The organism is Alphaproteobacteria bacterium, from assembly GCA_017302575.1.
Classification (GTDB): domain Bacteria; phylum Pseudomonadota; class Alphaproteobacteria; order Rickettsiales; family UBA3002; genus JAFLDD01.
The window spans coordinates 109,784-122,602 of the sequence record JAFLDD010000001.1; the positions used below are offsets into that span (position 1 = coordinate 109,784).

Below are 12,819 nucleotides of genomic sequence, written 5' to 3' on the forward strand. Positions count from 1 at the left end.
TTGTGGGGCGTTAGCTCAGCTGGTAGAGCGCTTCCATGGCATGGAAGAGGTCAGGAGTTCGACTCTCCTACGCTCCACCAACCTTTTTATCTCCTCACAGTATTTCTCGATAGATGCCCCTAGGCCGCACGTTCCGCGGTCTTTTTATTCTAGAGTTAAGTAGAGATATGGTGAAATTGAGCAATTTATGCCCATTTCTTCAATTCGTCTCTTGTTGTTGGAGATCTACTGAACTTTGACTTTTTTGATGTGGCCAGGACAAAAGTTAATTGTCCCGAAATTGACCTTTGTTAGCTAGAATGCTGCTATTAAATCAGATTTGAAATCTGCCTTCGACTATTAAGCCTTAAATTGCAGTAGTGTTAGTATATCATTATTCATGACTCTAACGCTCTGTTCGTGAATTTCGTAGCGGTCTGCATTGCGGAAACCGAACCAAGCATCTGCTCCGATTTTTCTTGGTCTCACGTCTTCCGCTGCGCTGCCAAACAAAATATCAAAGGCAAAACTTTCGGGATCTAGCTCATCCTGCGGGAAATAGTAGTCTGGTAAGTTGGACGGGCGCACGAACCATTTCCTGCCCCCATGTCCATGACAAACTAGCAGTGCTGGAAATGTTCCGCTTTCTATAATTCGTATAGCCATCGCAGTTCTACTAGTTTTAAAATCTTGCGCCATCTGGTCAATAAAGGCGAAGTCTAGCTTCGGTGCTTTATGTAACTTTGGTTTTAAGATTGAATGCGGCATTAACAATGCAGCCGCAAATCTGTCAGCTGCTTTCTCTGGGCTGTTTCCTGCGAAGTTTCCTCCACCAATATCACTTGCTTTACAAACCAGGACTTTACCTCTGTGAAGCAACCAATGGCCACGGGCATAGTGGCGAAGAAGGCGGCCATGCAGAGGAAAGTACGATCAGCGACAATGCGGTGAAGAACCTGAATATCGAGATTCTGCAAGCTGGCAGCGCGATGGTACAGGAAACCGTTAGCGTCAGTGGCCGCGTGACCCTGAATCAGAATACCACCGCGCAAGTGAAGGCACGCTTCCCCGGTGTAATCCGTAGCGTGGTGAAAGAACCGGGCGAAGTGGTGAAAGCTGGTGACACGCTGGCCACGGTGGAGAGTAACGACAGTCTGCAAGTCTATGCGGTCAAGTCGCCCGTTTCTGGCAACATCATAACTCGCAATGCCAATGTAGGTGAATTGGCGGCGGATACGCCGCTGTTCGTGGTGGCGGATTTAAGCAAGTTATGGGTGGAATTATTCATTTTCTCCAAAGATGGCGAAAAGCTCAAAGCTGGCCAGAAGGTGCGTATCCAATGCCTTGATGACCCTATCAATACCGACACGACGATTGCGCTGGTATTACCTACCGCCGAAGCCTCTAGCCAGACGGTAGTGGCGCGTGCGGTGATTGAGAATACCGATAATCACTGGCGTTCGGGCATGAATATCCGTGCGTATGTGGTGCTGTCTGAAAAAGAAGCCCCGCTTGCGGTGAAAACCGAAGCCATTCAGCGCATGGAAGGCAACACCGTGGTGTTTGTGGCAGAGGATGCTGGCACATTCAAAGCGCAGCCCGTGGAAACAGGTATGGGCGATGCGACATGGACGGAAATTAAAAGCGGCCTGAGCGCAGGTCAACGCTATGTAGCTAAAAACAGCTTCGTGGTGAAAGCCGACATCGGGAAAGCCGGTGTGGAAGATACAGATTGAACATTGGGAGATAAGTCATGATTGAGCGTATTTTAGGATTCTCCCTGCATCACCGCTATTTGATTGCGCTACTCACGGCAGCGGTCGCAGTGTTTGGGATTTACTCTCTTAAGAACCTGCCGATTGATGCTGTGCCTGACATCACTAATAATCAAGTGCAGATCAATACAATTGCGCCTGCTTTTTCTCCGATGGAAGTAGAAAAGCAGGTGACATTCCTAGTGGAAACTGCACTGGCAGGGATTCCTGGTCTTGAATATACCCGCTCGATTTCGCGCAACGGATTCTCTCAGGTAACTGCCGTATTCCACGATGACGTAGATATTTACTTCGCACGCGCTCAAGTGAATGAACGTATTGCAGAAGCGAAAGAGAGCCTGCCAGAAGGCGTTGACCCGAAGATGGGCGCAATCTCAACTGGCCTTGGCGAGATTTACATGTGGACAGTGGAATATGAACATCCACGCGGCAAAGGCGCAGAGATCAAAGATGGTAAGGCTGGCTGGCAATCCGATGGCAGCTACCTCACGCCCGAAGGCCAGCGGCTAAAAACCGATGTGGAGCTGGCTTCTTATCTCCGCACCGTGCAGGACTGGATTATCCGCCCTCAGCTGAAAGGCGTGAAAGGTGTGGCGGGTGTCGATGTTATCGGCGGCTATGTGAAACAATATCATGTGCAGCCCAACCCCGAAAAGCTGGTGGCGCTTGGCCTTAGTTTCTCGGATGTGGTGAACGTGCTGGAGCGCAACAACACCAGCATTGGCGCGGGTTATATCGAGCGCAGCGGCGAAGCTTATGTGGTGCGTGCAGATGGCCGTATCGAGGACGCCGAGCAGATCGGCAATATCGTGGTGGTGAATCGTGGCGGTATCACCATCTACTTGAAAGACATCGCTACCGTGGGTATCGGCAAGGAGCTCCGCACGGGTTCAGCTTCTGAAAACGGCTATGAAGTAGTGGTTGGCACGGCACTCATGCTGATTGGCGAGAATAGCCGCACGGTGTCGCAAGCGGTGGATGAAAAAATCACGGAGATTAACAAATCGCTGCCGGTTGGCATCCACGCTAAAACGGTGCTGAACCGCACCAAGCTGGTGAATCGCACTATCGGCACAGTGCAGAAGAATCTGGCTGAGGGCGCATTGCTCGTCATCGTGATTTTGTTTGCGCTCCTTGGCAATTTCCGCGCCGCGCTGATTACTGCACTTGTTATCCCGCTTTCGATGCTGATGACCAGCATGGGTATGATTCGCGCTGGCATCAGCGGCAACCTTATGAGCCTTGGTGCGCTTGATTTCGGACTAATTGTTGATGGTGCGGTAATTATCACCGAGAACTGCCTGAGCCGCTTGGCGCACCGCCAGCACCATGAAGGCCGAACACTCACCCTGCAAGAACGCTTGCATGAGGTGATGGTGGCCAGCCGAGAGATGATTCAGCCTTCCGTGTTCGGTCAGGCGATTATCATCATGGTGTATATCCCGCTGCTGACATTCAGCGGCGTGGAAGGCAAAATGTTTGAGCCGATGGCGATGACGGTTATTTTTGCGCTGATTGCCGCATTCGTTTTGTCGCTTACGTTCGTTCCCGCCATGATTGCTATTTTTGTGAAAGGTAAAGTGGAGGAGAAAGAAAGCCGTATTATTGCCAAAAGCAAAGGGTGGTACGAACCTGCCTTGCATTGGGCATTGCGTGCGCCGATGAAAGTCATCAGCGCAGCGGCGGCAGGCTTCGTGTTTTCACTCGTGCTTTTTTCCACGATGGGGCAGGAATTCATCCCAACGCTCGATGAAAAAGACATTGTCATGAACGCGATGCGGATTCCTTCCACCTCACTCACGCAGTCGCAGGAATTGCAGTTCGCCGTGGAACGCGCCGTGAGCAGTGTGCCAGAGGTGGAGTTTGTATTCTCTAAAACGGGTACGGCGGAAATGGCTGCTGACCCGATGCCGCCGAACGTATCCGACACGTTCATTATCCTGAAAGATAAAGACCAGTGGCCAGATTCTGGTATCAGAAAATCTGAAGTCATCCGCAAAATTAATAAGGCTGTATCTGATGTTCCAGGGAATAACTACGAGTTCACCCAACCGATTCAGATGCGCTTTAACGAGCTGATTTCGAGTGTGCGTTCAGATGTGGCAGTGAAGATTTACGGCGATGATTTCGCCGTGATGGAGAAAACCGCCGCCCAGCTGGTGCAGACGCTAAAATCCATTGAAGGCAGCGCGGATGTAAAGATGGAGCAAACCAGCGGTCTTCCCATGCTGGAAGTGAAGTTGGATAAAAACGCCATCGCCCGTTATGGCCTGAATGTCAGTGATGTGCTGGACGTGCTGGCGATTGCTGTAGGAGGCCGCGAGGCTGGCTTGGTGTTCCAAGGGGATCGTCGCTTCGATATTCTGGTGCGCTTGCCCGATGCCATGCGGCAGGATTTAACGGTGCTGGAAAACCTGCCCGTGCTGCTGCCAGTGGATGACGATAATATGTCAGACCGCATCGGTGGCCAGCCGCACAGCCGCCCAGCTTATATTCCGCTCAAGCAGGTGGCGAAGCTGGAAGTGACGGACGGACCCAACCAAATCAGCCGCGAGAATGGCAAACGCCGCGTGGTGGTGCAAGCCAACGTGCGTGGGCGCGACATCGGCTCGTTTGTGGAGGACGCACAAGCCGCTATCGGCAGCAAGGTGCAAATCCCCGCTGGCTACTGGCTGGAATGGGGTGGGCAATTCAAGAACCTTGAGGAAGCTAAAGCACGGCTCAGTGTTGTTGTGCCAGCCTGCTTCTTCATGATTTTCCTGTTGCTATTCACCGCGCTTGGCTCAGTCAAACAAGCTTTACTGGTGTTCTCTGGCGTGCCGCTGGCACTCACGGGCGGCATTATCACCCTTTGGCTGCGCGGGATGCCGTTCTCTATCTCGGCGGCGGTGGGCTTGATTGCGCTTTCGGGCGTGGCGGTACTGAACGGACTGGTGATGATTACCCGTATCAACCAGCTGGTGCGTGAAGGTATCGAGGCGAATAAAGCCATCATCGAAGGTGCGCTTTCCCGCTTCCGCCCCGTACTGATGACTGCGCTTGTTGCTTCCTTGGGCTTCGTGCCGATGGCGATTGCCACGGGTGCTGGCGCGGAAGTGCAAAAACCGCTGGCAACCGTGGTGATCGGTGGACTCATCACCGCAACCATCCTGACGTTGCTGGTGCTTCCCGCCATTTACAAACGGTTCAACCTCGCCCGTGACCTGCTGGCGAAAGGAGATTTATGAGCGGCTGCCACAATCATTGCAATAACAGCGGGCAATCAGTCGTATCGGCAGAATACCGCAAGGTGCTGTGGATATGTTTGATTGCTAACGCGGTGATGTTTGTGGCGCAAATGGTGGCAAGCTACGCCGCGCATTCCGTTTCGCTGTTGGCCAATAGCGCAGATTTTCTTTCCGATGCTGCCAATTACGGCATCAGCCTCTATGTGCTGGATCAGTCACTTCGCAAGCGTGCTAAGGCTTCGCTGTTCAAAGGCATTTCTTTGGGCTTGGTGGGGCTGTGGGTGGCATTTGAAACGCTCCACCACGCCCTACAGCCTGAAATGCCTGAACCCCTCATTATGGCCGTTATCAGCGCGGTTGCACTGGCGGCTAATGTCGGCTGCGCGGTGCTGCTCTATAAATACCGTGGCGGCGATAGCAACCGCGAATCCGTATGGATATGTAGCCGCAACGATGCCATCGGCAACATCGCAGTGATGATCGCCGCTGCTGGCGTATTCGCATCCAGCACCATCTGGCCAGATATTATCGTCGCCGCCATTCTTGGCTGGCTGGCCGTGTCAGGCTCATGGCGGATTATAAAATTAGCAAAGCAGGAAATGAACGAACATTCTTAAGGGATATGGATAACTCGTTCGTATTAGGGTATAGATAACAGCGAGGTATTTATGACCAAACAAATTGATAATATACTGGCTTTTCTGAAAAAAGAAGCGCCAGCCAGCAACCACCTAAAACATCTGGAAAGTGATGTATGGGCGCGAATTGTGGCGGAAAAATCTGAGCAGCCGGTAGGCTTCCTTGAGGGGCTGGTAGCATCTCTTTTTCCAAGGCAGCACCGTTTTGCACCAGTGATGATAGCCGCTGTGTTTGGCGTTGTCATCGGCCTTGGCACATTGCAATCCCCTGCGCCAGATGCGGCGGAAATGCTGAATTTCAAAGTTTTTAAGCCGAAGATTATTGCTTTGGCTTCTATCACTCCCAATTATGAGCGTTTATGAAACGATTTTACCGTGATCTCCGCCTCAGCCTGATTGTCGCAGCTTTAGCCTTCAGCGCGTGCTGGATGGTGGGAAATTCATTTATGGGACATGGTAAAACATCTCATGACCCGCATCAATGGCTACATGAACAACTCAATATAACGGCAGAGCAAGACAAAAATCTGGAACCGATTGAGGCAAGATTTGCAGAGCGCAAAAAGACACTGGAAGCAGAAATTCATCAAGCCAACCGCGAACTGGCTACAGCCATTAACGAGGATGGCAACTATTCCCCACGCGTGCAGCAATCGGTCGATAAAATCCATACAGCGATGGGCGAATTACAAAAAGTGACGCTTGAGCATTTGTTTGAAATGCACAGCGTGCTGACACCAGAACAGCGAAAGAAGTTGAATAGCCTTACGACTGACGCGCTCACTCATAACCCATAAAGCGCGGCGGCATGAAGGAATGCACAGATCAAGAACTCATTGAGAAGTTGCAGGACGGAGAGAATCCCGCCCTCAATGAACTGATGGCGCGGTATAAACACCGCGTTTTTGCATTTATACGCTGTTATGTTGGCAATGAAGACGTGGCCTATGATCTGGTGCAGGAAACTTTTACCAAACTCTATTTTTCTGCCAGCACCTACAAATCTGAATACAAATTCTCGACATGGCTTTTCCAGATCGCCCTCAATCTTTGCCGCGATCATGGACGTAAGAAGAAGCTGGTGCATTTCTTCTCAATGGATGACGATAATTCCGGCTTTGATTTTGCCGATGCCGCACCAGACCCCGAAGCTATCGCGCAATCGAATCAGGCCGTGCGGCATATCAACCAATCCGTTGAATCACTGCCGCATAAACTTAAGACTGCGTTAATACTTTTTGCGCTGGAAGACCGCACGCAGGAAGAATGCGCGGAATTGCTTGGAGTAACAGCAAAAACCGTTGAAACCCGCGTCTATCGCGCCCGTAAGCTATTGGAAGAAAAAATCTTCAAAAAACGATGATATTTTTTGAGGGATGGCTGGTTTTGCTTCGTATTACCTCTGAACATTAGCGGAGGATGGCGTGAAGCGATTATTACTTATAGCGACACTGGCGATATTGCCCGTTCAGGCAATGGCTGAATCCATCACGCTCGATCAGGTTATCAAGGAGAGCTTGCAGAAAAATACCAGCCTGTTCCGTGTGCAACGGGAATATGAAGACAAGCTGGCAACTGCCACGGAAACTAAACTGCTGGATAATCCAGAATTCAATATCGACGCAACCCGCGCCAGCGGTGAGAACGGCACAGGCACAGACATTGAGCTTACACAGCCTTTGAAATTCTCCCAGCTTTCCGGCGCACGCTATGGCTATGCAAGTGCGTTATCTAATGTCGCCAGCACCGAACAGAAATATGAAATTCTAAAAGTCATCAACGAAACTACCGTGCTTTACACGCAGGTTTGGCTGCTTTCCGAGCGCAAAAAGCTCTATGAGAGTTATGCCGATGATGCAGAGAAAATGAAGAAACTGGTAGGCGCGTCCGCAGGGCAAGGACAAACCAGCCCCGCCGCCTCACACCTCTTTTCCTCAGATGCCGCGAAACTTCGCGCCGATGCCAACGCAGTCCAAGCGGAATTGCGGCAGGTGCGTAGCGATTTGGCACGATTGACGGGACGAAGCTACCAGATGGCAGAACTGCAACGCCCTGCTTTTGTAGCCGTGCCGCAGGACACCGAGAAGCTACTGACTTTTGCTAAAGAGCAATCCAACCTGCGTAATGTTGTAAAAAGCCGAATTGATGCCGCCGAACGCCGCCTAAGTGTAGCGGAGCAAGATGCCGCGCTGCCGGAAATCGGGCCGCGACTGATTTATTCGCGCTCGCCGGATGGCGATGAAAAATCCTATGGCGTGGGCATTGCCCTGCGTATCCCCTTATGGAATCAGAATGATGCCGAGCGCAAGCGTGCCAATGCGGAATTGCGCCAAGCAAAGTCCGAAGCAGATTTATTCGTAAACCTCCCGCAAAAAGACTTAATTGATGAATTGCAGCAGAGTGCCGCCGCCTTGCAAGACCGTGCCGATAGCTATTTTGAGAGCATCCTGCCCGGATATCGCAAATCGTATGAACTCACCCGCAGCATGTTCCGCCAAGGCCAAGCGGATGCGCTGGAAGTGTGGCAGGTGCGTGAGAAATTACTTGCATCCGAGAACGAGGCTCTCGATGCGTTGGCACAAGCGGTAAATGCACGCGGCGCACTGGAACTGGAGCTTGGCGGAAAACTAGAGGAAATCAAATGAAGAAAACGATAGCCACAGTCATTCTTATCGTAGGGCTTGGCCTGTTTAATCAGGCATTTGCTCATGAGGGAGAAGATCACGCCGAAGCACCCGGCACAGAAGGTGGTGCCGGTGTCGTTAGCACGGTGACGCTTTCCGCTACCGCGATCAATAACCTTGGTATTCAGACAATGAAGGCCGTTATCGCGCCTCGCGCTGCTTCGGTGGACGTGAATGGAATTATCGAATTCCTGCCAGAACGCCAAGCCATCGTGACTTCCCGCGCTGCTGGCCGCGTGTCGGAAATTCACATTAAGGTGGGAGAGATGGTAAAAAAAGGCCAGAGCTTGCTCACAATACAGCCTATTTTTGTGGGAAGTTCTCCGGTTTCAATTCCATCTCCCATCACGGGCTATGTTACTAAGCAGAGTGTGGTGCTTGGCCAGTCCGTTACGCCGGAAGCGGCTTTAATGGAGGTGGGCGATTCCAGCGAAGTGCTGGTGCGCGGCGTGATGTATGAAACGCCCGATGTTACCAAGATACAGGTTGGTCAAAATGTGCGCGTCACCAGCAGCTTGCTTGGAAGCGACTCCTTGCTTGGCAAGGTGCAACGCATGGATGGCGCGTATGATCGCGGAAGCCGTACCTTCAATGTCTATGCGCTGGTGAATAACCCGGAGCGCAAGTTGCTGGCGAATATGCAAGTGGTGCTGTCGATTGAGATCACTACGCCCACCGATATTCTCACCGTGCCGGTGAAAGCAATATTGGGCGATAGCGGTGAACAATTTGTCTTTGTTCGCAGCGGCAACGACTTCGAGCGGCGCAGTGTGAAGCTGGGTGCAAAATTCGGCAATGACCGCGAGGTATTGGAAGGCGTGTTCCCTGATGAGGAAGTTGTGACCGTAGGGAATTATCAGCTGCAATTTGCCAAGTCTTCCGAGCCGAAGAAGGATGAACATAAAGAAGAGCATAAGGAATAGCCATGCTCAACGCGATCATTCAATTCTCACTGAAAAACAGGCTTCTGGTTGTAGCGGCTTCCGCCATGCTGCTGGTGTATGGCGTGTTCGTCATCAGCAAACTGCCGGTGGATGTGTTCCCTGACCTAAACCGTCCCACCGTGACCATCTTCACCGAAGCTGAAGGGCTTGCGCCGGAGGAAGTGGAAGCGTTGGTAACATGGCCGATTGAAACGGCGGTAAACGGCTCCACGGGTGTAGAGCGCGTGCGCTCTGCTTCGGCTATCGGGCTTTCAATTGTGTGGGTGGAATTCGGCTGGGATACGGATATTTACACCGCCCGCCAGATTGTCGCAGAAAAGCTGCAACAAGCGCAGGAAACCTTGCCGCAGGATGCGCGGCCTGTGATGGGGCCGATTTCCTCCATTATGGGTGAGATCATGCTGGTGGGATTGACCAGCGAAAATCCTGAGATTGGCAACATGGATTTACGCACCATAGCGGAGTGGGATATCAGGAACCGCTTGCTTTCTATTTCCGGCATTTCGCAAGTATCGGTCATCGGCGGGGATTTGAAGCAGTATCAGGTGTTGGTTGACCCTCTGAAACTCAAGAACTACGGCGTGACGCTTCATGACGTGGAAGCCACGATTGCCGGTTCCAATATCAACGCGACGGGTGGCTTCCTGCTTTCTGATTATCAGGAAGGGTTAATTCGCAATATCGCCAGAGTAAAAACGCTGGATGATTTGGCAAAATCGCCATTGCCGAAAGATAACGGCAGCCCAACGCCGCTGACGCTCGATCAGGTGGCGGATATTAAGCTGGGTGGCCCTCTGGCAAAACGCGGCGATGCCAGCGTCAACGGCAGCCCTGCGGTGATTCTCTCGGTTCAGAAGCAGCCCGGAGCAGATACGATTAAGCTCACCAAGGCGATTGAGGCCGAGCTTGCCAGCATTCAGAAAAACTTGCCCGAAGGCGTAAAAATCCACGGTGATATTTTCAAACAAGGCAGTTTCATCGAACGCGCTATCAAGAACGTCGAAGAAGCCTTGCGCGATGGGGCGATACTGGTTGCCATCGTGCTGTTCCTATTCCTGCTTAACTTTCGCACCACCTTCATCACGCTCACCGCCATACCACTTTCTTTTGTACTCACAGCGATTGTGTTCAAAATGTTTGGCATGAGCATTAACACCATGACGCTGGGCGGCTTGGCTGTGGCGATTGGGGAATTGGTGGACGATGCGATTGTGGACGTGGAAAATGTATTCCGCCGCTTGCGTGAAAACCGTCATGCAGAAAAGCCGCGCAATCCGCTGCAAGTGATCTACGAGGCATCCAGCGAGGTGCGAAACTCTATCGTATTCGCCACGATTATTGTGGTGCTGGTGTTCATTCCGCTGTTTGCGATGGGCGGTATTGAAGGTAAAATCTTCCTTCCACTCGGCATTGCTTATATCACGTCTATCATTGCTTCACTGTTCGTATCGCTCACGCTGACACCAGCCCTTTGCTCTTACCTGTTGCCAAACATGAAACGCATGAGTGCGGAGCATGATGGCTGGCTGCTACGCAAAATCAAGGGCATTCAGACTCGCGTGCTAAACTTTGCCTTTCCGAACAGCAAAACCGTACTCACGGCAGTTGCGGTTCTGACTTTCACCGTGCTGGCGATGGTGCCATTTTTCGGTAAAGAATTCCTGCCGCAATTCAATGAAGGCTCGGTGACGATCAATATACTGACCCCGCCCGGAACCAGCCTTGCTGAATCCAACCGTATAGGCACGATTGCAGAAAACCTGATTCGCCAAGTACCCGAAGCCACTGAAACCGGAAGACGCACAGGACGTGCCGAACGCGACGACCATGCGGAAGGCGTGCATTCCAGTGAGATTGAGGTAGAGTTGAAGGAATCGAAGCGTTCCCGCGCCGTAATTCTGGCGGACATTCGCACCCGCTTGGATGAAATCCCAGGCATTGCGATCAATATCGGCCAGCCTATTTCACACCGGATTGACCACATGATGAGCGGTGTTCGGGCGCAAATTGCTATCAAGCTATTCGGCACTGATCTGGATGTGCTTCGTGCGAAAGCCGAAGAAATCCGTGTGGCCATGAGTGAAGTAGAAGGTGTGGTGGATCTGTCGGTGGAAAAGCAGGTGCTTATCCCGCAGGTGCATGTGCTGTTTGATCGTGAGAAAGCCGCCACCTATGGCCTCCTTTCTGGCGAAGCGGCGGAATATGCCGAGCTTGCCATGCAGGGTAAAGCTGTGGGGCAAGTGCTGGATGGCCAGCGCACCTATGACATTGTGATGCGCCTTTCCGATGCCTCGCGCAGTGACATCGAAGCGATTAAGCAAATTCCCGTGGATACCAAGGACGGTAATGTTGTTCCGCTGCAAGCGATTGCCAATGTGCAGGATGCCAAAGGGCCGAATATCATTAACCGCGAAAACGCCCAGCGGCGCATCGTAATTCAGGCCAACGTTGCCGAGCGTGATCTGGTGGGCGTGGTGAAGAAGGTACAAGCGGCGATAGATAGTAAGGTGCATCTGCCACAAGGTTATTACGTCACCTATGGTGGGCAGTTTGAAAGCCAAGCCACTGCCTCGCGCCTGATTGCCGTGTTAAGCCTGTTCTCGCTGGCTGGCATGTTTATGGTGTTATTCGTGCATTTTAAGAGTGCCAACCTTGCGCTTCAGGTGATGGTATCCATTCCGCTTGCCTTTATCGGCGCGGTGATCGGTGTGTGGCTCTCCGGCGGCGTATTCTCGATTGCGACAATGGTGGGTTTTGTGACGCTCACCGGCATTGCGGCGCGTAACGGCATTATGATGATCGCGCACTATCTGCATCTGATGGAGCATGAGGGCGAACGCTTTGACCTTGCCATGATTTATCGCGGCACATCGGAACGGATTATCCCCGTGTTGATGACTGCGCTTACCGCTTCGCTTGCCCTGATTCCGCTGATTATCGCCGCCGATGAGCCGGGACGTGAAATACTGCATCCTGTCGCGGTGGTGATTTTCTGCGGGCTGTTTTCCAGCACTTTGCTCGACCTCACCGTGCGTCCGCTGGTGTTCTGGAAATTCGGCAAAAAACCTGTCGCCAGCTTACTGCCAGCGGCAATCACTCATTAACCCAAGGAGAATGATATGAAAAAACTGCTACTTACCACAGCGATACTGGCGACGATAGGTTTCCAGCAACCTGCACTGGCGCATGGTGATGAAAAACACGAAGGGCAGCATACAGAAGCCCCTGCCGTTGATTCAAAAGCCGCTGTCACAGCAACCGATGCTAAGGGCGCGTTGATGGAAATACAGGCGGGCATGAAAACCATCAGCACGCAGATCAGTGAGAACAAGCACGATGCCATGCACGATGAAATTGAAAAGATCGAAGCCAGCATTAAGGCACTAAAGGAAAAAACAGGGTCGGAAGGCGATCAGAAAACCCGTCTTGAGGCTTCGCTTAAGCAACTGAGCACCCAACTGGGCAAGGTACATAGTGCGGCTGATGCCAAAGACGCAGAGAAAACCAAAGCCGAATTCAAAAAGGCTGAAGGTGCGCTTAAACTTGTTGAATCTAACGTAAAATAAAGGTGA

The 12,819-nt window shown here is 51.8% G+C and carries 11 protein-coding genes and 1 tRNA gene; 11 read left to right on the plus strand and 1 reads right to left on the minus strand.

Going from position 1 to position 12,819, the window contains the following annotated elements; all coding sequences use genetic code 11:
* Window positions 1-4: 4 nt before the first annotated feature.
* A tRNA-Ala gene (locus J0M34_00540) sits at window positions 5-80 on the plus strand.
* Between the two features lie 259 nt (window positions 81-339).
* On the opposite strand, the gene J0M34_00545 is transcribed toward J0M34_00540, so the two are convergent.
* On the minus strand, window positions 340-858 hold the full coding sequence (locus tag J0M34_00545; GenBank protein ID MBN8542735.1) for a hypothetical protein: 519 nt from the start codon (window positions 856-858) through the stop codon (window positions 340-342).
* Between J0M34_00545 and J0M34_00550 the strand changes: the two genes are divergently transcribed.
* From J0M34_00550 to J0M34_00595, 10 genes are all read left to right on the plus strand, one after another.
* On the plus strand, window positions 822-1,715 hold the full coding sequence (locus J0M34_00550) for an efflux RND transporter periplasmic adaptor subunit (GenBank protein ID MBN8542736.1): 894 nt from the start codon (window positions 822-824) through the stop codon (window positions 1,713-1,715). The genes J0M34_00545 and J0M34_00550 overlap by 37 nt on opposite strands.
* Before the next feature lie 17 nt (window positions 1,716-1,732).
* A complete protein-coding gene (locus J0M34_00555) occupies window positions 1,733-4,981 on the plus strand; it encodes a CusA/CzcA family heavy metal efflux RND transporter (protein ID MBN8542737.1) in 3,249 nt (1,082 codons plus the stop codon).
* The gene (locus J0M34_00560) at window positions 4,978-5,598 is read left to right on the plus strand and encodes a cation transporter (protein ID MBN8542738.1); all 621 of its coding nucleotides are present in this window, start codon (window positions 4,978-4,980) and stop codon (window positions 5,596-5,598) included. The genes J0M34_00555 and J0M34_00560 overlap by 4 nt, the downstream gene beginning before the upstream one ends.
* Before the next feature lie 51 nt (window positions 5,599-5,649).
* On the plus strand, window positions 5,650-5,982 hold the full coding sequence (locus J0M34_00565; protein ID MBN8542739.1) for a hypothetical protein: 333 nt from the start codon (window positions 5,650-5,652) through the stop codon (window positions 5,980-5,982).
* Window positions 5,979-6,416 (plus strand): periplasmic heavy metal sensor, encoded by a 438-nt coding sequence (locus tag J0M34_00570; protein ID MBN8542740.1) that lies wholly within the window; start codon window positions 5,979-5,981, stop codon window positions 6,414-6,416. Before J0M34_00565 ends, J0M34_00570 begins: the two co-directional genes overlap by 4 nt.
* Window positions 6,417-6,427: 11 nt before the next feature.
* Window positions 6,428-6,982 carry an RNA polymerase sigma factor gene (locus J0M34_00575; GenBank protein ID MBN8542741.1) on the plus strand — a complete coding sequence of 185 codons (555 nt, stop codon included), beginning with the start codon at window positions 6,428-6,430 and terminating at the stop codon, window positions 6,980-6,982.
* 61 nt (window positions 6,983-7,043) lie between these two features.
* A complete protein-coding gene (locus J0M34_00580) occupies window positions 7,044-8,264 on the plus strand; it encodes a TolC family protein (GenBank protein MBN8542742.1) in 1,221 nt (406 codons plus the stop codon).
* Window positions 8,261-9,226, plus strand: coding sequence for an efflux RND transporter periplasmic adaptor subunit (locus J0M34_00585; protein MBN8542743.1), 966 nt, complete (start codon window positions 8,261-8,263; stop codon window positions 9,224-9,226). Before J0M34_00580 ends, J0M34_00585 begins: the two co-directional genes overlap by 4 nt.
* A gap of 2 nt (window positions 9,227-9,228) precedes the next feature.
* Window positions 9,229-12,351 (plus strand): efflux RND transporter permease subunit, encoded by a 3,123-nt coding sequence (locus tag J0M34_00590; protein MBN8542744.1) that lies wholly within the window; start codon window positions 9,229-9,231, stop codon window positions 12,349-12,351.
* Between the two features lie 15 nt (window positions 12,352-12,366).
* Window positions 12,367-12,813 carry a hypothetical protein gene (locus tag J0M34_00595; GenBank protein ID MBN8542745.1) on the plus strand — a complete coding sequence of 149 codons (447 nt, stop codon included), beginning with the start codon at window positions 12,367-12,369 and terminating at the stop codon, window positions 12,811-12,813.
* Window positions 12,814-12,819: the final 6 nt, after the last annotated feature.

Coding starts and splice junctions, on each gene's coding strand:
- J0M34_00575 (MBN8542741.1), top strand. CDS start 6,428: ATGAAGGAATGCACAGATCAAGAACTCATTGAGAAGTTGCAGGACGGA.
- J0M34_00555 (MBN8542737.1), top strand. CDS start 1,733: ATGATTGAGCGTATTTTAGGATTCTCCCTGCATCACCGCTATTTGATT.
- J0M34_00595 (MBN8542745.1), top strand. CDS start 12,367: ATGAAAAAACTGCTACTTACCACAGCGATACTGGCGACGATAGGTTTC.
- J0M34_00570 (MBN8542740.1), top strand. CDS start 5,979: ATGAAACGATTTTACCGTGATCTCCGCCTCAGCCTGATTGTCGCAGCT.
- J0M34_00590 (MBN8542744.1), top strand. CDS start 9,229: ATGCTCAACGCGATCATTCAATTCTCACTGAAAAACAGGCTTCTGGTT.
- J0M34_00585 (MBN8542743.1), top strand. CDS start 8,261: ATGAAGAAAACGATAGCCACAGTCATTCTTATCGTAGGGCTTGGCCTG.
- J0M34_00565 (MBN8542739.1), top strand. CDS start 5,650: ATGACCAAACAAATTGATAATATACTGGCTTTTCTGAAAAAAGAAGCG.
- J0M34_00560 (MBN8542738.1), top strand. CDS start 4,978: ATGAGCGGCTGCCACAATCATTGCAATAACAGCGGGCAATCAGTCGTA.